General features: G+C 73.3%; 23 protein-coding genes, 2 tRNA genes and 1 other RNA gene. 19 read left to right on the forward strand and 7 right to left on the reverse strand.

Annotation, left to right across the window (positions count from 1 at the left end):
• Positions 1-48 precede the first annotated feature (48 nt).
• Positions 49-1,692 (forward strand): ATP-dependent DNA helicase RecQ, encoded by a 1,644-nt coding sequence (locus WD794_13790; protein MEX2291382.1) that lies wholly within the window; start codon positions 49-51, stop codon positions 1,690-1,692.
• Positions 1,689-2,645 (forward strand): NAD(P)/FAD-dependent oxidoreductase, encoded by a 957-nt coding sequence (locus WD794_13795; GenBank protein ID MEX2291383.1) that lies wholly within the window; start codon positions 1,689-1,691, stop codon positions 2,643-2,645. Before WD794_13790 ends, WD794_13795 begins: the two co-directional genes overlap by 4 nt.
• Positions 2,646-2,706: 61 nt before the next feature.
• Here WD794_13795 and WD794_13800 read toward each other — a convergent pair whose 3' ends face one another.
• The gene (locus WD794_13800) at positions 2,707-3,318 is read right to left on the reverse strand and encodes a hypothetical protein (GenBank protein MEX2291384.1); all 612 of its coding nucleotides are present in this window, start codon (positions 3,316-3,318) and stop codon (positions 2,707-2,709) included.
• A gap of 120 nt (positions 3,319-3,438) precedes the next feature.
• On the opposite strand from WD794_13800, the gene WD794_13805 reads away from it, so the two are divergent.
• The 4 genes from WD794_13805 to WD794_13820 all read left to right on the forward strand — a co-directional run bounded on the left by WD794_13805 (position 3,439) and on the right by WD794_13820 (position 5,053).
• Positions 3,439-3,930: a tRNA adenosine deaminase-associated protein gene (locus tag WD794_13805; GenBank protein MEX2291385.1), complete on the forward strand. Its 492-nt coding sequence runs from the start codon at positions 3,439-3,441 to the stop codon at positions 3,928-3,930.
• Between the two features lie 34 nt (positions 3,931-3,964).
• Positions 3,965-4,465, forward strand: coding sequence for a tRNA adenosine deaminase-associated protein (locus tag WD794_13810; GenBank protein ID MEX2291386.1), 501 nt, complete (start codon positions 3,965-3,967; stop codon positions 4,463-4,465).
• Positions 4,466-4,476: 11 nt separating this feature from the next.
• Positions 4,477-4,953, forward strand: a complete 477-nt coding sequence (gene tadA / locus WD794_13815) for a tRNA adenosine(34) deaminase TadA (GenBank protein ID MEX2291387.1) — start codon at positions 4,477-4,479, stop codon at positions 4,951-4,953.
• A gap of 10 nt (positions 4,954-4,963) precedes the next feature.
• A tRNA-Ser gene (locus WD794_13820) sits at positions 4,964-5,053 on the forward strand.
• 515 nt (positions 5,054-5,568) lie between these two features.
• On the opposite strand, the gene WD794_13825 is transcribed toward WD794_13820, so the two are convergent.
• Positions 5,569-6,840, reverse strand: coding sequence for an ATP-binding protein (locus tag WD794_13825; GenBank protein ID MEX2291388.1), 1,272 nt, complete (start codon positions 6,838-6,840; stop codon positions 5,569-5,571).
• Positions 6,841-6,990: 150 nt separating this feature from the next.
• On the opposite strand from WD794_13825, the gene WD794_13830 reads away from it, so the two are divergent.
• Together WD794_13830 and WD794_13835 are read left to right on the forward strand one after the other, a co-directional pair.
• The gene (locus WD794_13830; protein ID MEX2291389.1) at positions 6,991-7,128 is read left to right on the forward strand and encodes a hypothetical protein; all 138 of its coding nucleotides are present in this window, start codon (positions 6,991-6,993) and stop codon (positions 7,126-7,128) included.
• 75 nt (positions 7,129-7,203) lie between these two features.
• Positions 7,204-7,479: a hypothetical protein gene (locus tag WD794_13835; protein ID MEX2291390.1), complete on the forward strand. Its 276-nt coding sequence runs from the start codon at positions 7,204-7,206 to the stop codon at positions 7,477-7,479.
• 4 nt (positions 7,480-7,483) lie between these two features.
• Here WD794_13835 and WD794_13840 read toward each other — a convergent pair whose 3' ends face one another.
• Together WD794_13840 and WD794_13845 are read right to left on the reverse strand one after the other, a co-directional pair.
• Positions 7,484-8,737, reverse strand: a complete 1,254-nt coding sequence (locus WD794_13840) for an MFS transporter (GenBank protein ID MEX2291391.1) — start codon at positions 8,735-8,737, stop codon at positions 7,484-7,486.
• A 116-nt stretch (positions 8,738-8,853) separates the two neighbouring features.
• Positions 8,854-8,939, reverse strand: a tRNA-Ser gene (locus tag WD794_13845).
• A gap of 60 nt (positions 8,940-8,999) precedes the next feature.
• On the opposite strand from WD794_13845, the gene ffs reads away from it, so the two are divergent.
• The 5 genes from ffs to WD794_13870 all read left to right on the forward strand — a co-directional run bounded on the left by ffs (position 9,000) and on the right by WD794_13870 (position 12,516).
• An RNA gene (ffs, locus tag WD794_13850) (signal recognition particle sRNA small type) lies at positions 9,000-9,098 on the forward strand.
• A 28-nt stretch (positions 9,099-9,126) separates the two neighbouring features.
• Entirely contained in the window at positions 9,127-10,941 is a 1,815-nt protein-coding gene (locus tag WD794_13855) for a DNA polymerase III subunit gamma and tau (GenBank protein MEX2291392.1), read from the forward strand.
• 95 nt (positions 10,942-11,036) lie between these two features.
• The gene (locus WD794_13860; GenBank protein ID MEX2291393.1) at positions 11,037-11,345 is read left to right on the forward strand and encodes a YbaB/EbfC family nucleoid-associated protein; all 309 of its coding nucleotides are present in this window, start codon (positions 11,037-11,039) and stop codon (positions 11,343-11,345) included.
• A gap of 36 nt (positions 11,346-11,381) precedes the next feature.
• Complete coding sequence (gene recR, locus WD794_13865; GenBank protein MEX2291394.1) at positions 11,382-11,981, forward strand: recombination mediator RecR; 600 nt, start codon at positions 11,382-11,384, stop codon at positions 11,979-11,981.
• The gene (locus WD794_13870) at positions 11,974-12,516 is read left to right on the forward strand and encodes a DUF5063 domain-containing protein (protein MEX2291395.1); all 543 of its coding nucleotides are present in this window, start codon (positions 11,974-11,976) and stop codon (positions 12,514-12,516) included. Before recR ends, WD794_13870 begins: the two co-directional genes overlap by 8 nt.
• On the opposite strand, the gene WD794_13875 is transcribed toward WD794_13870, so the two are convergent.
• The gene (locus WD794_13875) at positions 12,513-13,595 is read right to left on the reverse strand and encodes an ABC transporter permease (GenBank protein ID MEX2291396.1); all 1,083 of its coding nucleotides are present in this window, start codon (positions 13,593-13,595) and stop codon (positions 12,513-12,515) included. The genes WD794_13870 and WD794_13875 overlap by 4 nt on opposite strands.
• Positions 13,592-14,554: an ABC transporter ATP-binding protein gene (locus WD794_13880; protein ID MEX2291397.1), complete on the reverse strand. Its 963-nt coding sequence runs from the start codon at positions 14,552-14,554 to the stop codon at positions 13,592-13,594. The genes WD794_13875 and WD794_13880 overlap by 4 nt, the downstream gene beginning before the upstream one ends.
• Positions 14,555-14,610: 56 nt before the next feature.
• Here WD794_13880 and WD794_13885 point away from each other — a divergent pair, with 56 nt between their 5' ends.
• Positions 14,611-15,459 carry an SDR family NAD(P)-dependent oxidoreductase gene (locus WD794_13885; GenBank protein ID MEX2291398.1) on the forward strand — a complete coding sequence of 283 codons (849 nt, stop codon included), beginning with the start codon at positions 14,611-14,613 and terminating at the stop codon, positions 15,457-15,459.
• Between the two features lie 15 nt (positions 15,460-15,474).
• Positions 15,475-15,909: an SRPBCC family protein gene (locus tag WD794_13890; GenBank protein ID MEX2291399.1), complete on the forward strand. Its 435-nt coding sequence runs from the start codon at positions 15,475-15,477 to the stop codon at positions 15,907-15,909.
• On the opposite strand, the gene WD794_13895 is transcribed toward WD794_13890, so the two are convergent.
• On the reverse strand, positions 15,851-17,494 hold the full coding sequence (locus WD794_13895) for an NAD(P)/FAD-dependent oxidoreductase (GenBank protein ID MEX2291400.1): 1,644 nt from the start codon (positions 17,492-17,494) through the stop codon (positions 15,851-15,853). The genes WD794_13890 and WD794_13895 overlap by 59 nt on opposite strands.
• Positions 17,495-17,582: 88 nt before the next feature.
• On the opposite strand from WD794_13895, the gene WD794_13900 reads away from it, so the two are divergent.
• From WD794_13900 to WD794_13915, 4 genes are all read left to right on the forward strand, one after another.
• Positions 17,583-18,842 (forward strand): aspartate kinase, encoded by a 1,260-nt coding sequence (locus WD794_13900; protein MEX2291401.1) that lies wholly within the window; start codon positions 17,583-17,585, stop codon positions 18,840-18,842.
• Positions 18,839-19,888: an aspartate-semialdehyde dehydrogenase gene (locus WD794_13905; protein MEX2291402.1), complete on the forward strand. Its 1,050-nt coding sequence runs from the start codon at positions 18,839-18,841 to the stop codon at positions 19,886-19,888. Before WD794_13900 ends, WD794_13905 begins: the two co-directional genes overlap by 4 nt.
• Complete coding sequence (locus WD794_13910; protein MEX2291403.1) at positions 19,885-21,021, forward strand: serine/threonine-protein kinase; 1,137 nt, start codon at positions 19,885-19,887, stop codon at positions 21,019-21,021. Before WD794_13905 ends, WD794_13910 begins: the two co-directional genes overlap by 4 nt.
• On the forward strand, positions 21,018-21,309 hold a 292-nt coding region (locus WD794_13915), incomplete at its 3' end, for a hypothetical protein (protein ID MEX2291404.1). The genes WD794_13910 and WD794_13915, both read left to right, overlap by 4 nt.

Raw genomic sequence — 21,309 nt, forward strand, 5'->3', positions numbered from 1 at the left:
ACCGCCCGCCCCCGGAGCGGCGCTTCCTCCGTACGCCCTGGAGCTCCGCTGTCTGCCCGCCCTGACGCCAGCACCGCCGACCTCGAGCGCACCGCCCGCACCGCCTTCGGGTGGGAACGTCTGCGTCCGGGCCAGCTGGAGGCGATGCGCAGCGTCATGGCGGGGCGCGACACCCTGGTCGTGATGCCGACCGGCTCGGGCAAGAGCGCGGTCTACCAGGTGCCGGCCATGCTCATCGACGGGCCGACGGTCGTGGTGAGCCCGCTCATCTCGTTGCAGCGCGACCAGGTTGCGGGACTGCTCGGCCGAGCCGGTGCCGGGGCCGCTGTGCAGGCCAACAGCAGCCTGACCGACAAGGACCGGGACGCCGCGTTCGACGCCCTGCGGGCGGGCGAGGTGGAGTTCTTGTTCCTTGCCCCCGAGCAGCTCAGCAAGCCCGACGTGCTCGACGCCGTCGCGGCGGCCCGGCCGTCGCTGTTCGTCGTCGACGAGGCGCACTGCATCTCCTCCTGGGGCCACGACTTCCGGCCCGACTACCTGCGGCTGCACACCGCCATCGAGCGGGTCGGGCGGCCGCGGGTCCTGGCCTTGACAGCGACCGCGTCACCGCCGGTCCGGGACGAGATCGTCAGTCGGTTGCGGCTCCGCGACGTCGAGCAGGTCGTCTGCGGCTTCGACCGGCCCAACCTCGCGCTCGAGGTGCAGGCCTTCCGCGACGACGAGCAGCGGCGTGAGGCCGTGGCGATTCGGGCGATGGGTGAGGCCAAGCCCGGCCTGGTCTACACGGCCACCCGCAAGAGCGCGGAGCAGTACGCCGAGGTGCTCGCGGAGCTGGGCATCGACGCGGCTGCCTATCACGCGGGGCTGCGGGCAGCCGACCGCGAGCAGGTCCACGAGCGCTTCACCTCGGGGGCACTGGACGTCGTCGTGGCAACCACCGCCTTCGGGATGGGTATCGACAAGTCGGACGTCCGCTTCGTGCTGCACGCCGAGGTGGCCGACTCGCTGGACAGCTACTACCAGGAGATCGGCCGGGCCGGCCGCGACGATGCCCCGGCGGTCGCGGCGCTGTACTACCGGCAGGAGGATCTGGGGCTGCGGAAGTTCTTCGCCAGCGGCAACGTCGACGAGCACGCGCTGCGCAAGGTCGCCACCCTGGTCCACCACGCCCGGGGTGCGGTCGAGCCGACTGTGCTGGCAGCGGAGATGGACCTTCCTCCGACCCGGCTCGCGGGACTGGTCAACCTGCTGGAGCAGACCGGTGCGCTGCAGGTGCAGGCCGACGGGACGATCGCCTCCGTCGAGGACGCCCAGCCGCCCCTGGAAGCCGCGGAGGCGGCGGTCACGGTGGCCGACACGCACCGGAAGGTCGAACAGTCGCGGGTGGAGATGATGCGCGCCTACGCCGAGACCACGGGCTGCCGCCGGCAGTTCCTGCTCGCTTACTTCGGCGAGACGCTGGAGCGGCCTTGCGGCAACTGCGACTCCTGTCTGGCCGGCACAGCGGCGGATCAGGCCGACGCCGCCTCATCGCCGTACCCCTTGCAGTCGAAGGTGTCGCACGCAGCGTGGGGAGAAGGCGTCGTCATGCGGTACGAGGGGGACCGCATCGTCGTGTTGTTCGACGACGTGGGCTACCGCACGCTGTCGCTGGAGGCAGTCGCCGCGCGCGGCCTGCTGGCAGCGGGGTGACGCCGGGTACACCGGTCGAGCGGCTGGAGGTGGACGTCGTCGTGGTCGGCGGCGGCCCGGCTGGCCTCGCGGCGGCGTCCTGGCTCGGCCGCTACCGGCGCTCGGTCGTGGTGCTGGACTCGCAGGAGTACCGCTCCGGACGGGTCGAGAGCTCGCACGGCTACCTCGGCCGGGACCCGCAGCGACCGGCCGAGCTGCTCGAGCGGGGCCGGCACGAGGTGCTCGCCTATCCGACCGCGCAGATCCGGCAGCGCTCCGCGACCACCCTGAACCGGCGTGCCGACGGCTTGTTCGAGATCGACGCCGACCTGCTCGCCCACCGGCTCGTGCTGGCCTGTGGCGTGCAGGACATGCTGCCGGAGGTCGAGAACTTCCACGAGCACTACGGCGCGTCGGTCTTCCACTGCCCGTCCTGCGACGGCTACGAGGCCCGGGACCGGCACGTCGTCGCGCTCGGCTGGGACCCGCACCTGGTCGGCTTCGCCGCGACGCTCAAGAACTGGGCCGCCTCGGTCACCGTCGTCACCAACGGCATCCGCTTCGAGGGCGACGAGAGCTGCCGCAAGGAGCTGGAGACGCACGACATCGACCTGCTCGAGCGGGACGCGGTGCGCTTCCTCGGGACCCGCGGCGACCTGACCGGGGTGCAGCTCGACGGCAGGGAGGTGGTGCCCACCTCCCTGGTGCTGTTCTCCCTCGCACACCGGCCGCGGGTCGCCCTGGCCGCCTCGCTCGGCTGCGCCCTGGACGAGGAGGGTTACGTCGCGGTGGACCGCCAGGGCCAGACCTCCGTGTCCGGCGTGTACGCCGCCGGTGACGTCACGCCCGGCCTGCAGCTGGTGTCTGTCGCGGCGGCCTCCGGTGTGGTCGCCGGCGTCGCCTGCGCCCAGTCCTTCTTCGGCCGGAACAGTGCGCCGACCTCGCCCGATCCTGCGCCTGCCACCCGGGAGTAGCCGCGCGGACACGAGGAAGGCCCCCGCCGGACGGTGGGGGCCTTCCTCGTGCACGGCTCGTCTAGTCGTTGGCCACCAGCTGCTTGGCGGCGACGGCCGCGCCGCCGACAGCCGTGCCGACAGTGGCCGGCAGTGCGCGGAGCTGACCGGTTATCACCTGGGTCGGACGCTGCTGCTCCTCGTGCAGGGAGCTGCTGGCGAGCATGGCGCCGGTCAACCCCGGGATGGCCCACTGCAGCGCCGAGAGCTGCTTCTGCGCCTTCGCGACCTCCGCCGGGGTGCTGGTCAGCGAGTCGGTGCCACCCGCGACGGGCACGTCGCCGGCGGACTGCATCTTCTTGCCGAGAACCCGGGCGTAGGCGGTCGCTCCCAGCGCGCCGGCGGTCAGGGCGAGCTTGGTGTTGGTGTTCGCAAGGACGCCCCGCTGCGTCGCCACGCGGCCCTTGTTCTCCTTCAGCAGCTGCGCGCCGCCGACCAGGTGGGCACCGATCGCCAGCAGGTTGAACGGGGTCCAGCGGTTCCAGCCGGCGTTCGCGACACGCGCCCGCTGGCGGGGGTCGTCGACGTCGGCGGCAGCGCCGTTGACGCCGATCGCGCCCATCAGCGACCCGCCGAACCAGGCAGCGAGGCCGACGTCGTGCAGAAAGTGGGCGAGCGTGTTGCGCTGTGCCATGGTGTTCCTCCAGGAACTGAATCGGGGTGGGCGGGCGCTGGTCCTTCGCCTACCCGCGGCGCGGGTGCGGTGAACCCGCGCGGCTTCCTCCCATCGGCCACATCTGCAACAGTTCGCACCGTGGCCGACAGCAGCGGGACCGATGCGTACGCCGTTCTCGTCTTCCGGCAGGACGCGCAGTGGCAGCTCGGTGTGCTGCCCGAGGCGCTGGCCGAGGACCTGCCCGGCCTCATCGCGGCCGTCCGTCAGCAGCCGGGCGAGAACGGCGCGTTCGCGCTGGTCGACGTCGCCGACGAGTTCTTCGTCGTCGTGCGCGTGCAGATGGGGCGGGTGCGGCTGCTGCTGTCCGATGTCACGGCGGCCGTCGCCTGGGACCTGGCGGTGCAGGTGCTGGAGCACCTGGACGTCCAGGTGCCCCAGGACGACGAGCTCGAAGAGGTCTGGCCGGCCGGCGACCTCGGCATCTTCGACGACCTGGGGCTGGACGAGATGGAGATGGGGGCGATCCTCGCGGACCTCGATGCGTACGCCGACGAGATGCTCTCGCTACTCGCGCGGCGGCTGGGGTTCTCGGAGTCCTTCGAGCGGGTAGTCGACGCCCTCGTGGAGTAGTACCTCCCTTTCCCCCAGCCCAGGAGCCTGCACCGTGTCGTACTGCGCGGGCGCCCTCGCCCGGACGGGCGAGGGCTGGACGGGTGAGGAGATCGAGCTGTCCGGGATCGAGGACGTCGAGCAGCTCGCAGACGTCCTGCGCGATCTGACCGGCGAGGGCGCCGGTCCGGCGCTCCTGCTGCTGGAGGAGGACGACGAGCACCTGGCCGTCGTCCGCGTGGACGGCGGCGTCGGCTCGCTCGACGAGCCGCGGGTCTTCCTGTCCGACCGCCGTGCGGTGCTGGCCAGCGAGGTGGCGCAGTTGCTCTGGGAGGACACCGAGCCGCCCGTCGACGACGAGGACGAGGAGGACGAGGGCACCCGGCCGATCGCCCAGCCCGTCGGCGACCAGGCGGTGCTCGCCGACCTCGGCACGTCCGCGGAGGACCTGCTCGCGCTGTGTGCCGAGGAGGGTCTGCTGCCGGCCGACGTCCTGACCGCGATCTGTGAACGGGCCGGCTGCGACGACATTCTCGAGCAGCTCCGCGAGGGCTGAGCACCTCACGCATGGTCGCGGACGAGGAGGGGATGCGGTGGGCGCTCGAGCAGGCCGCGCTCGCCGTGACCCATGACGACGTCCCGGTGGGTGCCGTGGTGCTCGGGTCCGGCGGCGTGCTGGTGGGCGCCGGGCACAACGACCGGGAGGGCAGCGGCGACCCCACCGCGCACGCCGAGGTGCTGGCGCTGCGCGACGCGGCTCGCACCACCGGCTCGTGGCGGCTGACCGGCTGCACCCTGTTCGTGACGCTCGAGCCGTGCACGATGTGCGCCGGCGCGATCGTGCTCTCCCGCGTGGAGCGGGTCGTCTACGGCGCCGACGACCCCAAGGCCGGCGCGGCCGGCTCGCTGTTCGACCTCCTACGCGACCGGCGGCTCAACTGGCGGCCGGAGGTGGTGCGCGGCGTGCTCGAGCCGGAGTGCTCCGCGCTGCTCCGCACCTTCTTCGCGGGCCGTCGGGTCCGCGGGGATGCCGGGCTTCGCTAGAGTCTGCGGCGGTGGCGTGTCCGAGCGGCCGAAGGAGCACGCCTCGAAAGCGTGTGAGGGGGCAACTCCTCCGTGGGTTCAAATCCCACCGCCACCGCCAAGGGCTGACGACGGTCCCGCAGGCCAGGGGCCTGCGGGACCGTCGTCAGTGGCGATGATCTCCCGCAATGGTCTATCCCCCAGCCCGCTGCCCGGCGTACTCGGTGCCAGCAGCGCCTGATCCCTGAACAGGGGTGGCACCGAGATCGACCGGGGCTGCTCGCGCATCGGCATGTGCCGCGCAGCGGCTGTTACACCAGCGGTCAACCTTTCCCGAATCTTGACGTGTGGTGTACACCCCCCGACAACACACCCAGCTCCGGCGCGGCGCGCTGTGTCTACGACCAAGCCTCTCGCCGCCGCCAGGCGCCGTCCGCCAGGAGCCGCGTCACAGCATCCTCGAGCGGCCTGAGGTCGTGCTCACGGCGTAGGCGACCGACGGCCGTTCGGGTCCGGCTCATCGGCATCGGTGAGGCGGCCAAGAGCATCCCGGCCGAGGTCGTCGCGACGGAGCGCGGCCCGCCCTGGAGTTGGCCGTGCTTCGCCTCCAGGTGTGCCGTTGGGTGCTTTGGGCCTTCAGGCTGACCAGAGCCGGTCGACGGGCATGATGTGCAGTCGGTCTTCTGCGTTGTACGACCGCGATCCGGTGTAGAGCACCACTCCGGCGACGAAGGCGTCGCCGGCCGCCGTCCTGAGCTTGCGGAGGGCCTTGAGGTCCGCGCCGGGCACGCGTCCCGCGGCCTTGACCTCGAACGCGAGGATCGATCCGTCGTCGCGCTCGATGACGAGGTCGACCTCGTCCCCGTCATGCGTGCGCCAGTGGCCCGTGCCCGCGAGTCCGTCGAGCCAGGAGGCCTGCTTGAGCAGTTCGCCCACGACCAAGGTCTCCAGCAGATGACCGAGCTCGGTGAGGGCGGTCGGGTCTTTGCGGGCGAGCTTGTCCGGGGTGAGGCGGAGCAGCCGGGCTGCGACGCCGGAGTCGAGGACGTGCAGCTTGGGCGTCGACGCGGCCCGCGCCCTCAGCGTCTTCCCCCAAGCGGGCAGCCGGTGGATCAGGAACACGGCTTCGAGCAGCCGGACGTAGCTCTCGGTGGTGCTGGCATCGAGCCCGACGTCCCGTGCGGCGCGGTCCACGTTGAGAACCTGGGCGGTCTGCCCAGCCAACCGGTGCAGCAGGTCCGCCAGCAACGGCCCTTGCCGGATCCGGCTCAGCTCCCGCACGTCGCGTTGCAGGGTCAGCGCGACGTACTCGTCGAACCAGCGGTTCCGCGTGCTGTCGGTGGATCTCCTCAGGGCAATCGGGAAGCCACCGACGACCATCCGGGCGATGTAGTCCTCGCGGCTGGTCGTCGAGGTGGGCACGGCCGCGACGGCGCCGGTGGGGTCGGTGAAGAGTCGCTCGAGCAGGTATTGGCGCGTGCCGGTGATCTCCCCCTGCGACAGTGGGAAGACCGTCAACCTCGACAGGCGCCCGGTGAGTGACTGCGCGGCAGCGGGGAGGGAGTCGTGACGGGTGGAGCCGGTGAGCACGAATCGACCGGGTGCCCCGTCCCGGTTCAGCTCCGACTTGATCGCGTCAAGCACGAGCGGGGCCTTCTGGTACTCGTCGACGCAGATCGGCGTACTACCCGCGACGAAAGTGCCGGGGTCGTCGGCGACGGCTTGTCGGGTCGCCGGGTCATCCAGGTCCAGCACGGTCGCCCCGCAGCTCGCGGCGATGGCACGTAGGAGGGTGGACTTCCCGACAGCCCGCGGACCTTCGAGCAGGACGACGGGATCGTCGACCATCCGCTCTCGAGCTGCGGCAAGAACACGTCGCTCGACGATCCCGTCCAGGGATGGAGGCATCTCGTCACGGTAGCAGGAGTCGGGGATTTCGAGGGACCGGAGTGAGGGATATCGAGCGCCCTGAGTCTGGGATATCGAGGGGTAGCCGTGGGGTCAGTCCTTGGTGTCTCCAGACACCCGGCGCCCCTCCCAGAACAGCTCAGATGGACGTTGAATCTGAACTACGTGCGGGGTCAGACGGTGCCGAACCTGGTGGTGGTTCCGGTGGCGGCGGCCGGGACGGTGCGGCTGCGGTCGAGCGCCGGTTCGCCGCACGTGGTGGCCGATGTCGTCGGCTGGTACGGCTGACCTCTCCTGGCTGAAGCCGGCGGATCATCTTCCCCTGTGCTCAAGACGCCCGGTTTGCCCGCCGATGTTCCCAGGGTGGAAGGGGCCGCGCAGGAGCCGTACGAGGTGGAGCTGCAGGCCGCCTATCAGCGCTACCGCTCGGCGGCGTCCGCCTGGCGCTCCGCCAGCAAGGCCCAGTCGGCGCAGACCTGTGAGGCCGCGGCCGAGCGTCTGCTGCACGCGCGCGTCGGGCTCTACCGCCTGCTCGTCGCCTCCGGCTGGGGGCCGCCCGCCGGAGTCGGTGCGCAGGTCGAGCGCGACGCCGCGCTGCTGGAGGTCCCGGGCGACCTCGAGGCCCTCCTCGCCGGCTGAGCCGCTACGCCGCGGGCGGCCGGCTGCGCAGCGCGAGCTGGCGGGCGAGCAGCAGCCCGAGAAGCGGCAGCGCTGCCGCCGTTCCGAAGCCGACGACGGCGCTGGTCGGCAGGGCCAGGGCAACAGCGGCGCCCGTCACCCAGGCCAGCTGCAGGCCGGTTTCCGACCGGGCGAAGGCCTTGCTGATCGAGCGCGGCGGCACGTGCGCCTGCACGGCCGCATCCAGGGCGAACTTGCTGAGCGAGACCGAGATCCCGGTGGCGCCGGCCGCGGCGACCATCCACGCCCCGACCGGCATGAGCGCGGCGGCCAGGCAGGTGGCGAACGGCAGGGCCAGCGCGACGACGGCGAGCAGCCGCGACGCCCGCTCCGGCAGGCGGGCCGCTCCCGCCGTGCCGGCCAGCTGACCGACTGCGGCGGCGGCGATGACGGTGCCGACGAGGATGCCGGCGGCACCCTCGGCCCGGAACAGGAACGCGAGGAAGACGGTGAGCAGCCCGGCGACAGCGCGCAGCGTCAGCGCGGCAGCCAGCGGCCCGGTCACCCGCGGGGAGGTGCGGGAGAGCCGGAAGCGAAGTGCGGAGCGCACCGTCGGCCCGGCCGGCTCGTCCACGTGCTCGGGCAGCCGCAGGGCCAGCACCGCGCCGGTGAGCAGCAGCAGGCTGGCCAGCCGCAGCACCCAGCCGGACGAGCCGGTGAGCGCGACGAGGCCCGAGCCCACGGCGGCCGCCCCGGCCCCCGCTGTCACGGCGGCGACGTTCAGCCGGGCGTTGGCCGAGACCAGCCCGACCGCAGGTGGACGGACACGCGGCACGGCTGCGCAACGGGCGACGCCGTACGCCCGCGAGAGCACGAGGACCGCGAGGGCGAGCGGGTAGAGCCCCAGGCCGGCGGTCGCCCCCGCCATCACCCACGTCAGCAGCCCGCGGCCGCCGGTGGTCACCGCGAGGACCGTGCGTCGGCCGTGCGGGAAGCGGTCCAGCACCGGCCCCGCGACCGGGACGAGCAGGGCGAACGGCAGCATCGTCAGCAGCAGGTACAGCGCGACCCCGCTGCGTGCCTCGCCGAGCGGGACGTTGAAGAACAGCGTGCCGGCGAGGGCGACGGCGACGAGCGCGTCGCCCGCGGCGTGCAGGGCGTGCACCGAGATCAGCGCCGACAGCCCACTGCGATCGGCGCCGTCGGCGCGCGCGGCCGCACGCACCCGGCGGACAGCGCCACGGGACAGCGCCCTCGAGAGGTCGACGGCACGGGCCATAGGACCATCCTTGCCGACCTGGCCAGCCGGCGCGGGACGGACAGCGCCCCGCCCGGAGTGCCGGGACGCTGATCAGCGACGACAGCCGCCCCGGCGGGGAGCGGCTGTCGTCTCGGCGGAGGATGCGAGATTCGAACTCGCGAGGGGTTGCCCCCAACACGCTTTCCAAGCGTGCGCCATAGGCCAACTAGGCGAATCCTCCGCCGCCGATCCTAGCCGAGCCGCCCGGCTCCGGTCAGCCGCCCGGACGGGTAGGGTCGGGACAGACCCCTCGTGCGGCGCCCATCCCGCTGAACTCCCCCAGGGCCGGAAGGCAGCAAGGGCAGGCAGGCTCTGGGCGGGTGTGCGGGGGGTCCTGTCGTTGTCGTGGAGGGAGTCTCAGCGTGAGCCTGGCGCTCTACCGCAAGTACCGGCCCGGCAGCTTCGCCGAGGTGATGGGCCAGGACCACGTCACCGAGCCGCTGCGGCAGGCGCTGTCCAACGGGCGGATCAGCCACGCGTACCTGTTCAGTGGCCCGCGTGGCTGCGGCAAGACCTCCAGCGCGCGGATCATGGCGCGCTCGCTGAACTGCGCCCAGGGCCCGACGCCGGACCCCTGCGGGACGTGCGACTCCTGCGTCGCTCTCGCGCCCAACGGCCCCGGGTCGCTCGACGTCATCGAGATCGACGCCGCCTCGCACAACGGCGTCGACGACGCCCGTGACCTGCGCGAGCGGGCCTTCTTCGCGCCGGTGTCGAGCCGCTTCAAGGTCTACATCATCGACGAGGCGCACATGGTCACGACGGCGGCGTTCAACGCGCTGCTGAAGCTGGTGGAGGAGCCGCCGGACTTCGTGAAGTTCGTCTTCGCGACGACCGAGCCGGAGAACGTCCTGCAGACGATCCGCTCCCGCACCCACCACTACCCGTTCCGGCTGATGTCGCCGAAGACGCTCACCGAGCTGCTCACGAAGGTCGCCGGGTCTGAGGGCATCGCGATCGACAGCACCGTGATCCCCCTGGTCGTACGCGCCGCAGCCGGTTCGGCGCGCGACGGCCTGTCGATCCTGGACCAGGTGCTGGCCTCCGCCGGACCGGACGGTGTCACCCGCGAGGGCGCCGCCGCACTGCTCGGCGTGACGCCGGACTCGCTGCTCGACGGCATCGTCGACGCCTTTGCCGCGCGTGACTCCGCGACCGTCTTCGGCCTGCTCGACCAGGTGATGGAGGGCGGGCACGACCCGCGCCGGTTCGCCACCGACGTGCTCGAGCGGCTGCGCGACCTGATCGTGCTCGATGCCGTGCCGGACGCCGGTTCGACCGGACTGCTCGACTGCCCGGCCGACCAGCTCGAGCGGATGAGCCGGCAGGCGGTGGCGATGGGGACCGCAGGGCTGTCCCGCGCCGCCGACCTGTTCCACGCCGGCCTGGTCGAGATGCGCGGCAAGACCACGCCGCGGCTGCTGCTCGAGCTGGTCTGCGCCCGGGTGCTGCTGCCGGCCGCAGCCACCGGAGAATCGGCCCTGCTGGTCCGCCTCGAGCGGCTCGAGCGCAGGTTGGACATCGCCGGCGCCCCCGCCCCCGCTGCTCCGGCCCCGACCGCCCCGACCACCCCGCCCCCGACCACCCCGCCCCCGACCACCCCGCTCCCGGCCGCCCCCGCCCCGCCGGCTCCGGAGCCCGGGCGTCCCGGCGCGGGAGCAGGACCGGGCTCGGAGTCCGGGACGCAGGGGCCCGGTGGCGGCGTGGATGCGGCAGCGCTGCGCGGCGCCTGGGACGCCGTGCTCGGCGCCGTGAAGAGCCGCAAGCGCACCGCCCACGCGCAGCTGGCCGACGCCACGGTCGGCTCGGTCAGTGGGCGCACCCTGGTGCTGGCGTTCCAGCACGCGCCGATCCTGCGGCAGTTCCAGGCCGGCACCGGCCCGGACGTGCTGAGGGAGTCGCTGCAGGCGGTGCTCGGCGCCGACTTCGACCTGCGCTGCGTGCTGCACGAGAGCCTGGGTGCTGCCGAGTCACAGCCGACCGGCGGGTCGCAGACGACCGGCCGCACCCCGTCGCCGGCGCCACCGGCCGCCCGTCCGGGATTCGCCCCGGGCGACGAGGCCGTGCCGGACGACCCGGACGAGCCTCCGGCGCCGCAGGAGGGCCATCGTGAGGACGCCGCCCTGCGCCTGGTCGTCGACCAGCTCGGCGGGCAGGTCGTGAGCACCTCCGGCGAGGACTGAGCACCGCAGGCAGCTCCGGTCCCCGTACTCTCGCCAGCAACACCAGACGTGAGGAGACGCCCGTGGCCGGTCCGCCGAGCAAGGGACAGCCGAACATGCAGCAGCTGATGAAGCAGGCGCAGAAGATGCAGCAGCAGCTCATGGAGGCGCAGGCCCAGCTGGCCGGGACCGAGGTCACGGGCACTGCCGGTGGCGGGCTGGTCACCGCGACCGTCAGCGGCTCCGGCGATGTCCTGTCGGTGAAGATCGATCCGAAGGCGATCGACCCCGACGACGTCGAGAGCCTCGAGGACCTGGTGGTCGCCGCCATCCGGGACGCCGCGAACAACGCGCAGGAGCTCCAGCAGACGACGATGGGCCCGCTCGCCGGCGGGCTCGGCGGCCTCGGCCTGCCGGGGATGTAGGGGCCGACGTGATCCTGCTGCGGACCGGGCGCCGACATGTATGAGGGCGCCGTCCAGGACCTCATCGACGAGCTCGGGCGGCTGCCGGGCGTGGGGCCCAAGAGCGCGCAGCGGATCGCCTTCCACCTGCTCGCCGCCGACCCGGCCGACGTGCGGCGGCTGGTCGGCGCGCTCACCGAGGTCAAGGACAAGGTCCGGTTCTGCCGGGTCTGCGGCAACGTCAGCGAGCAGGACGAGTGCCGCGTCTGCCGTGACCCGCGCCGCGACCTCTCGGTCATCTGCGTCGTGGAGGAGTCCAAGGACGTCGTCGCGATCGAGCGGACCCGCGAGTTCCGCGGCCGCTACCACGTCCTGGGTGGCGCCATCAGCCCGATCGAGGGCATCGGGCCGGATGACCTGCGGGTGCGCGAGCTGCTCGTCCGGCTGCAGGACGGGTCGGTCACCGAGCTGATCCTGGCCACCGACCCGAATCTCGAGGGCGAGGCGACGGCCACCTACCTCGCCCGCCTGGTCAGCCCGATGGGGCTGCGCGTCACACGGTTGGCCAGCGGGCTGCCCGTCGGGGGGGACCTGGAGTACGCGGACGAGGTCACCCTCGGCCGCGCTTTCGAAGGACGGAGACAGGTCGATGTCTGAGCCGATCGAGGACCTGGAGCTGGCGACCGACGTCGCGCGTGACGTGCGGTCCTTCCTGGAGACACTGGAGCTGGTCGCCTCCGGGCAGGCCGGCAGCCAGGCGGTCGCCCTGCTGCTGCTCGACGTGGCGCAGATGTGCGTGGCCGGCGCCCACCTCGGCGCCCGTACCGACGTCATCCTCGACACCAACGTCGAGCCGCTGCTCGACCGGGCGCCCGATCTGGACAAGGTCCGCGACGGGCTGGTCGAGCAGCTCGACCCCATCGACGCCTACCTCGAGGTCTTCGACCCGTACGCCGACGATCCGCCAGTGCCCTACCGGCTGTCGGACGACCTGGCCGACATGGCGCAGGACCTGGTCCGCGGCCTGCTGCACTACGACGCCGGCCGCGGGCGGGAGGCCCTGTGGTGGTGGCAGTTCACCTACCTCAACTCCTGGGGCGGCTCGGCCGGAGCGGCGCTGCGTGCGCTGCAGAGCGTCGTCGCGCACGTGCGGCTGGACGCCGCCGAGGAGCCTGTTCCCGACCTGCTCTAGGCGACCCGCTGGCCGCGCGGGAGGGTGCGCGTGGGCGTACGCAGCCGTCGGGTGGTCAGCGCGAGCGCCCCGACTCCGAGCGCCACGTTCACCACCAGGCCGGTCGGCCAGACCGGGGCCGACGGCTCGGGCTCGAAGGGACTCCCCGGCGACGGGAAGGGCGTCGGCGAGTCCGGCTCGTCGGACGGCGCGCGGCGCAGTTGGCGGACCTGTCGGCCGATCTGGCCCAGCGGGTCGAGGTCACTCGCCCGTACACCGGACCGGTGCTGCCTCGGGTCGATCGGCTCGTCCGGGATCTGCGGCGCCGCGTCGGCGAGCACCACGAACGGGTTCGGCGCGAGCAGCCACCAGGTGCGGTCGGTGCGTGCGCGGCTGGTCTGGTAGGTGACCGGCCCGTCGACGCAGCCGAAGTCCTGTGCCGGGATACCCGGCGGCGGCGGGGGGCAGTCGTTCTCGTAGGTCTGCGTGTAGCGCTCCGCGGTGACCGCGGTGACCAGGCCGAAGACGATGAGCGTGCCGACGGTGAGGGTGAAGACGGTGAGGTAGGCCAGCACGCCGGAGGTCGTGGTGCGCGAGAGGACCGCCGACCACCACAGCGAGATCGCGCAGACCGTGCCGAGCAGCAGTGCGAGCACGAGGGTCACGACGAGCACGCGCAGGAACGGCACGCCGTTCTGCGTCATCGCGTAGCCGACCAGGGGGAAGGTCAGGGCCAGGAAGACCAGCGCGGTGCCCCAGGCCGCGACGAACTTGCCGAGTGTGATCTCGGCCGCCGACAGCAGCGTCACCTGCAGTGTGGCGAGGGTGCCGCGTTCGCGGTCACCGTTCACCGACTGGGCCGCCAGGGCGGGGACGACGAGCAGCGCGAGGCCGAGCACGAACAGCATCAGGCCGCCGTAGACGACGGTGCCCTTGAACGGCACGTCCTGCTCGGTGACGCTCGACAGTGCGCCGCGCAGCAGCGCGGTGAACCCCAGCAGCACCAGGAAGAAGACGGTGAGCAGCCACTTCCAGCGCCCGGCGCGGATGCGCAACCGGAACTCCTGGCGGGCCACGGTGACGATCCCGGACCCGGTCATCGACCCTCCTCCGTGAGCTGCAGGTAGGCCGCCTCGAGCGCACCGCCGAGCGGCTGGCAGGCGACCACCGGCACCCCCTCGCGCACCAGGCCGCTGAGCAGTTCGGCGGCGGCCTCGTCGGAAGCCAGCCGGACGTCGACGCCGGCGATGGTCGGCGTGTCGTGGTCGTAGCCGCCACGCTGCAGCGCCGCCAGCAGCGCCTCCATGTCCAGGGCACGCACCCGCCACGGCCGTGCCGCCGTGCCTTCGGGCAGCTGGTCGAGCCGGTGTTCGCCGACGGTGGCGCCGCGGTCGACGAACACCACCCGGTCGGCGAGCTCCTCGAGGTCGCCGAGCAGGTGGCTGCTGACCAGGACCGCGACCCCTGAGCGGGCGAGCAGCCGGAGCAACTCGCGCAGCTCCACCCGGCTGCGCGGGTCCAGCCCGCCGGCCGGCTCGTCGAGCAGCAGCACCTCGGGCTCGTGCACCAGCGCACGGGCCAGGCCGAGCCGCTGCTTCTGCCCGCGCGACATCGTGTGCACCGGCCGGTCGGCATACTCCGGCAGCCGGGCCAGCGCGAGCAGCTCGCGTGCCCGGCTGCGGGCGCGGCTGCGGCCCAAGCGGTAGGCCTCGCCGACGAACTCGAGGTACTCCTGGCCGGTGAGGTTGTCGTAGAGGCCGAAGACGTCCGGCGACCAGCCCATCCGCGCGCGCACCTGGTCCGGCTCGGTGACCGGGTCGAAGCCGGCCACCCGCACCTCTCCGGCGTCCGGCACGAGCAGCGTCGCGAGCACCAGCAGCAGCGTCGTCTTGCCCGCGCCGTTCGGCCCGACCAGCGCCGTGACCTCGCCCGGCAACGCAGTCAGGTCGATCCCGCGTACCGCCTCGACCGGGCCGAAGGTGCGGCGGACGCCGCGGGCGACCACGCCCCTGCCGGACGGCAGCACGGGCTCGCCGGAAGAGCCAAGGAGATCGGCCACGGCCGGAGACTAACGCCCGCAGGCATGCGGCGAGCGGGTCCGGGCACAGAGGCCGGATGAGGGTCCTCGCCGGCCGGGTCGTGCTCGTCACCGGTGTCACCGCCGGCATCGGCCGGGCCACTGCCGCCCGGCTGACGGCGGCCGGCGCACGGGTCGTCGGCTGCGCGCGCGACGGGACCCGGCTCCGGCTGGTCGCCGAGCGCCTCCCGGGGCTGGAGGTCGTGCCCTGCGACCTGCGGGATCCCGCGCAGCGGGGCGAACTGGTCGAGACAGTGCTCGCGCGGCACGGCCGGCTCGACGTCCTGGTGAACAACGCCGGGCTGGGTTACGTCGGTGCCGTCGCCGACATGACGGCGCACGACGTGGAGCGACTCGTGGCGACGAACGTGACGGCGTACGTCGACCTCACCCGTCTGGTGCTGCCCGGGATGCTCGCGCGCGGCGGCGGCGACGTGCTGATGCTGTCCTCGGCGGCCGCCTGGGTCTCGCCGCCGCCGCTGACGGTGTACGCCGCGACCAAACGTGCGGTCGACGGCTTCGTCGAGGGCCTGCGCCGCGAGGTGACGTCGCAGGGGGTGCGGGTGCACAGCATCCACCCGGGCTTCGTGGCGACCGAGTTCCACGCCCGGGCACTGGGGCTGCACCCACGCGAGGACGACCCGGAGCTGCAGCCGTCGCCCGGCATCCGCGCGGACCGGGTCGCCCGGGCCGTGCGCCGGGAGCTGGAGCGCGGCCGGGGGCGGTCGGTGGCTGTGCCGCGCTGGATGGGCGCCGCGCGGCTGGCGTCGTACCCGCTGGTGAGCCCGGTCGTGGACCTGCTCGCGCGGCCGGCGGCCGGGCGGCTGGAGCGGGCCGGCCGCCGGCTCGCCGAGCGTCGCGTCGGCCGTTACGTCGGCCCTTCCTGAGGGCACCTGGTCGGCATGGCGATCACCCGGCGGTTCATGCGCGGCGTCACGCCGACGCAGGTCTTCGACGTGCTGCGCGACGGCAGGAGCTACGGGCACTGGGTGGTCGGCACCCGGACCATCCGCGCCGTCGACGCGGGCTGGCCGGCCGAGGGCAGTCGGCTGCACTACACGGTCGGCTACGGCCCGCTGCGCAAGGACGACGAGACCGTGAGCTGCGCCTACGGCCCGGACACCCGGCTGGAGCTCGAGGCGCACGCCTGGCCGGCCGGGACGGCGCGGGTGGTTCTGCAGGCCGAGCCGGGCGACGGCGGCACCCGCGTGAGCATCGAGGAGGAGCCGCTGCGCGGCTGGGCGAGGCGGCTGCACAACCCCGCCGCGGACGTGCTGATCAAGGTGCGGAACGTCGAGTCGTTGCGGCGCCTCGAGCAGCAGGCGCGCCGGCAGTGAGCAGCCGCGTGCCGGCCAGCGCCAGCCGCCCCGTGCTGCGTGCCCGCAGCGCCGCACGGGCCGCATTGGCGCCGCAGGCCCCGTGCACACCGCCACCCGGGTGCGCGGACGCCGAGGCCAGATAGAGCCCGGCGACCGGCGTCTCCGCGCGGCCCAGCCCCGGAGTCGGGCGGAAGACCAGCTGTTGGTGCAGGGCGGCGGTGCCGCCGTTCAGCGCCCCGCGTACGAGATTGCCGTCCGCCGCCTGCAGGTCGGTCGGGAACTGGACGTGCCGGCCCACGACGAGGTCCCGGAAGCCCGGGGCGTACTGCTCGAGCCGGTGCTCCATCCGGTCGACGAAGCGCTGCCGGTCGTCCGGCCCCCAGTCGCCCCTCAGCTGACCGGCCGCGTCGCCGCGCGGCTGCGCCGGCACGTGCGTGTAGCCCCACGCCGACTCGGTGCCCGCGGGTGAGCGGCTCGGGTCGGCGGTCGTCATCTGCCCGACGAGCAGGAAGGGCTCCTCCGGCACCTGCCCCCGCTCCAGCTGGGAGCTGTAGGCGGCGAGGTCGTCCAGGGAGCCGCCCAGGTGCACGGTGCCCGCCTGGGCGGCCTCGGGTGCGCGCCAGGGGATCGGCCCGCTCAGCGCCCAGTCCACCTTGACGGTGGCCGAGTCCCACTGGAAGCGCCGCAGGTCGTCGAGCAGCCGCGGCGGCAGGGCCTTGGCGTCCACTAGGTCGAGGTAGAGCTGCGGTGCGGGGACGTCGGCCAGCACGGCACGCCGTACGTCGACGGTCCGCCCGTCGGCGATCCGCACCGCGACCGCGCGACCGCCGCGCACCACCACGCCGCTCACCCGGGCATCGCACTCGAGCCGGCCGCCGCGCGCACGCAGTCGGGTGACCAGGGCGTCGGTCAGCCGGCCGGCCCCGCCCTCCGGTACCGGGAAGCCGACCGACTGGCCGAGCATGGCCAGCAGCCAGCCGAAGACGGCGCTGCCGGCAGAGCTCGGCGCGAGGTCGGTGTGCAGGGCGTTGCCGGCCAGCAGCAGCGATGCCCCCTGTCCGGCGAACTGCTCGGCGCCGTGCCGCCGCACCGACAGCATCCCGAAGCGCGCGAAGCGCAGCGCGTCGCCGGGGCCGAGCTCGCGGAGCAGCCGCGCCCCCGCGCGTACGGGCGGGAACGGTGTGAACAGCGCGTCGAGCAGCGACGGCGACAGCCGCTCCCACTCCGCGTAGCCGGTGCGCCAGGCCTGACCGTCACCGGCGCCGAAGGCCTCGACCGACGCGGCCGTCGTCGCGAGGTCGCGGCTCAGCAGCGCCGCCCGGCCGTCCGGCAGCGGATGGGCGAGCACCTGCGGTGCATGCCGCCAGCGCAGCCCGTGCTGCTCGAGCTGCAGGTCCCGCAGGACCGGCGAGGCCACGCCGAGCGGGTAGAAGGCGCTGAACAGATCGCTGACGTAGCCGGGCGCCGTGACCTCGGCGCTGCGCACGGCCCCGCCCGGCTCCGGCTGGGCCTCGAGGACCAACACCTCCCAGCCGGCATCGGCGAGCAGATTCGCCGCGACCAGGCCGTTCGGCCCGGCTCCGATCACCACCGCGTCCGTCATGCCTGACCCCCTGCCCAGGCGCCGCACGCTGACGCCTGCCGGTCGCGCCGCGGCGGCATGGCCACCGCCGCCCGTAGACTCGTCGCCCATGGGTCTGGTCGTGCAGAAGTACGGAGGCTCGTCGGTCTCCGACGCCGAGCGCATCAAGCGGGTCGCCGAGCGCATCGTGGCGACCCGGAAGGCCGGGCACGACGTGTGTGTGGTGGTCAGCGCGATGGGCGACACGACCGACGAGCTGCTCGATCTTGCGCAGCAGGTGGCGCCACTGCCCCCCGGCCGGGAGCTGGACATGCTGCTCACCGCCGGCGAGCGGATCTCGATGGCCCTGCTGGCGATGGCGATCCAGTCGCTGGGCCTGTCCGCGCAGTCGTTCACCGGCAGCCAGGCCGGCGTGATCACCGACTCGAAGCATGGCAAGGCCCGCATCATCGACGTGACGCCGGGGCGGATCGTCGAGGCACTCGGCGAGGGCCACGTCGCGATCGTGGCCGGTTTCCAGGGCGTCAGCCAGGACAGCAAGGACATCACCACGCTCGGCCGCGGCGGCTCGGACACCACCGCTGTCGCGCTCGCGGCGGCGCTCGGCGCCGAGGCCTGCGAGATCTACAGCGACGTCGACGGCGTCTACAGCGCCGACCCGCGCATCGTGCCGGATGCACGGCACCTGCCGACGGTGTCGTACGAGGAGATGCTCGAGCTGGCCGCCTCCGGCGCCAAGATCCTGCACCTGCGGTGCGTGGAGTACGCCCGCCGCTACGACGTGCCGCTCATCGTGCGTTCGTCGTTCTCGACCAAGCCCGGCACACTCATCACCCGAGGGGACAACGTGGAACAGGCGATCATCAGCGGGGTCGCGCACGACCTCTCCGAGGCGCGCGTCACGGTCGTGGGGGTGCCCGACAAGCCCGGCGAGGCGGCGGCCATCTTCCGCGCCGTGGCGGACGCCGAGGTCAACATCGACATGATCGTGCAGAACGTGTCGGGGGCGACCGACCGCACCGACATCTCCTTCACGCTGCCCAAGAGCGACCTGGCCACGGCGATGAGCGCGCTGTCGAAGCTGCAGGCGTCGGTCGGCTTCGAGTCGCTGCTGTCCGACGAGCACATCGGCAAGGTGTCGCTGGTCGGCGCCGGGATGAAGTCGCACCCCGGTGTCACGGCGACCTTCTTCGAAGCGCTGGCGCACGGCAGCATCAACGCCGAGGCGATCAGCACGTCCGAGATCCGCATCTCGGTCGTCTGCCGCGACACCGACGTCCCGAACGCCGTACGCGCCGTGCACGAGGCCTTCGAGCTCGGGGCCCGGGGCGGCGAGAGCGCCACCGTCTACGCCGGGACCGGCCGGTGACGGCGGCCGGGCGCAACGCGCGAGGTGTCCGCCTCGGCGTGGTCGGTGCCACCGGGCAGGTCGGGGCCGTCGTCCTGCGCCTGCTGACCGAGCGGTCCTTTCCCCTCGCGGAGTTGCGGTTGTTCGCCAGCGCGCGCTCGGCCGGCTCGACGCTCACCGTCGGCGGCCGCACGATCGTGGTGGAGGACGCGTCGACGGCCGACCCGGCCGGGCTGGACCTGGCCATCTTCAGCGCCGGCGGCGGGACGTCGAAGGCACTCGCGCCGAAGTACGCCGCGGCCGGCGTCACCGTCATCGACAACTCCAGCGCGTGGCGGATGGACCCGGATGTCCCGCTGGTCGTCAGCGAGGTGAACCCCGACGCGCTGCAGGACATCCGCAAGGGCATCGTCGCCAACCCGAACTGCACCACCATGGCTGCGATGCCGGTGCTCAAGCCGCTGCACGACGCCGCCGGGTTGGTCCGGATCGTGGCGAGCACCTACCAGGCGGTGTCCGGCAGCGGCCTGGCCGGGGTCGACGAGCTCGACGGTCAGGTGCGCAAGACCGCCGACAGTGCCACGCTGCTCGTGCACGACGGGTCGGCGGTGGACTTCCCGCCGCCGGGGGTGTACGTCGCGCCGATCGCGTTCAACGTGCTGCCGATGGCCGGCTCGCTGGTGGCCGACGGGTCCCAGGAGACCGACGAGGAGCACAAGCTCCGCAACGAGAGCCGCAAGATCCTCGGCGTTCCGGACCTGCGGGTCTCCGGCACCTGCGTGCGCGTCCCGGTGTTCACCGGTCACTCGCTGTCGCTCAACGTCGAATTCGCCCGCCCGCTGTCGGTTGCAGCGGCGACCGACCTGCTGCGGAACGCTCCGGGGGTCGAGCTCGCCGACGTGCCGACCCCGCTGCTGGCCGCCGGCCGTGACCCCTCCTACGTCGGCCGGCTGCGGCAGGACGGCGCGAACGGCCTGGCGTTGTTCGTGAGCAACGACAACCTCCGGAAGGGCGCGGCGCTGAACGCGGTGCAGATCGCCGAGCTGCTGGGCAGGGTCACGGCGTGACCGACCCGACCGAGGCGATCCCGAGCGGGGACGGCGAGCAGCGGTTCGTCGCCGATCGTTATCGGCTGGTCAGCCTGCTCGGCCGCGGCGGCACCGCCGAAGTCTGGAAGGCGCAGGACGACGCCCTCGGCCGCAGCGTGGCGCTGAAGCTCGTGACCGTGCAGGCCGACGAGAGTTCGGCCCGTGCCGGCGAGGAGGCGCGGCTGCTGGCCCGGCTGTCCCACCCGTCGCTCGTGCCGGTCTACGATGCCGGCAGCGACGAGCAGGGCCGGCCGTGGGTGGTCATGGAGCTGGTGGAGGGCGAGACGCTGTCCGACACCATCCGTCGCGGGCCGCTCCCGTCGGAGCGGACCGCGGGTATCGGCAGCTCGATAGCGCAGGCGCTGGCGTACGTCCACGGCCAGGGGCTGGTGCACCGCGACGTCAAGCCGGCCAACGTGCTCATGGGCCGCGACGGGCGGATCCGGCTCACCGACTTCGGTATCGCCCGGCTGGTCGACGCCGCCCGGGTGACGTCGACCGGGATGATGGTCGGCACCGCGTCCTACCTGGCTCCGGAGCAGGTCGCGGGTGAGCCGGTGGGCCCGCCCGCCGACGTCTACGCGCTCGGCCTGGTGCTGCTCGAGTGCCTGACCGGTGAGCGGGAGTACGCCGGCAGCACCGTCGAGGTCGCGCTGGCCCGCCTGCACCGCTCACCGGAGGTGCCCGCGACCCTGCCGGCGGGTTGGCCGGGTCTGCTGCGCGCGATGACCGCCCGCGAGCCGGCGGACCGTCCGCTGCCGGCCGACGCCGCCAGTGAGCTGGGCGCGATCGCCGGCGGCGGCGCGGCGACCACGCTCATGTCCGCCGCGACCGCCGCGGTCCCGGCCCGCGATCGCACCCAGGTGCTGCCGGCCGCTCCGCCGGCCCCGCCCCCCCGACCGGCCGTCGCCCCGCGCCCGGTCGCTCCGGCTCCACGCAACACCTGGGCCTGGGCGCTGGCGTTGCTCGCGGTGGCGCTGCTCATCGGCGCCGGCGCGCTCTACGCCTTGCAGGACCGGGGTACCACCGGGCCGCTGCCCGCGGTGGATCCGGGCATCCCGCAGCCGCTGCAGAGCCAGCTGCAGGACCTTCAGCGGGAGGTCGACTCGTGAGGCGGCTGTGGCTGATCCCGGCGGCAGCCGTCCTGCTGGCCGGTTGCGGTGGCAGCCCGCGGGCCGAGCTGCGCGGCGACGTGGAGGCCGTGACGCGAGCGGCCAACGCCGCGGACGCGCAGGGCGTCCGGGACGCCGTCGAGGATCTGCTCGACACGATCCGCAGGCAGGTCAACAGCCGCAAGCTGGACCGGGACGAGGCCGAGCGGCTGCAGGCCATCGCGCTGCAGATCCGGGAGAGTTCGGCGCTGCTCGAGGAGCCGGAGCCGACGGAGCAGCCCGAGCCGG

The sequence above is a fragment of the Mycobacteriales bacterium genome (assembly GCA_040902655.1).
Lineage (GTDB): Bacteria > Actinomycetota > Actinomycetes > Mycobacteriales > SCTD01 > SCTD01.

What these genes read in the sequence shown, in the direction of transcription:
- WD794_13800 (MEX2291384.1), bottom strand. Translation starts at nt 3,318, where the DNA reads ATGGCACAGCGCAACACGCTCGCCCACTTTCTGCACGACGTCGGCCTC.
- recR (MEX2291394.1), top strand. Translation starts at nt 11,382, where the DNA reads ATGTATGAGGGCGCCGTCCAGGACCTCATCGACGAGCTCGGGCGGCTG.
- WD794_13875 (MEX2291396.1), bottom strand. Translation starts at nt 13,595, where the DNA reads ATGACCGGGTCCGGGATCGTCACCGTGGCCCGCCAGGAGTTCCGGTTG.
- WD794_13890 (MEX2291399.1), top strand. Translation starts at nt 15,475, where the DNA reads ATGGCGATCACCCGGCGGTTCATGCGCGGCGTCACGCCGACGCAGGTC.
- WD794_13870 (MEX2291395.1), top strand. Translation starts at nt 11,974, where the DNA reads ATGTCTGAGCCGATCGAGGACCTGGAGCTGGCGACCGACGTCGCGCGT.
- WD794_13825 (MEX2291388.1), bottom strand. Translation starts at nt 6,840, where the DNA reads ATGCCTCCATCCCTGGACGGGATCGTCGAGCGACGTGTTCTTGCCGCA.
- WD794_13840 (MEX2291391.1), bottom strand. Translation starts at nt 8,737, where the DNA reads ATGGCCCGTGCCGTCGACCTCTCGAGGGCGCTGTCCCGTGGCGCTGTC.
- WD794_13885 (MEX2291398.1), top strand. Translation starts at nt 14,611, where the DNA reads ATGAGGGTCCTCGCCGGCCGGGTCGTGCTCGTCACCGGTGTCACCGCC.
- WD794_13895 (MEX2291400.1), bottom strand. Translation starts at nt 17,494, where the DNA reads ATGACGGACGCGGTGGTGATCGGAGCCGGGCCGAACGGCCTGGTCGCG.
- tadA (MEX2291387.1), top strand. Translation starts at nt 4,477, where the DNA reads ATGGTCGCGGACGAGGAGGGGATGCGGTGGGCGCTCGAGCAGGCCGCG.
- WD794_13900 (MEX2291401.1), top strand. Translation starts at nt 17,583, where the DNA reads ATGGGTCTGGTCGTGCAGAAGTACGGAGGCTCGTCGGTCTCCGACGCC.
- WD794_13860 (MEX2291393.1), top strand. Translation starts at nt 11,037, where the DNA reads ATGCAGCAGCTGATGAAGCAGGCGCAGAAGATGCAGCAGCAGCTCATG.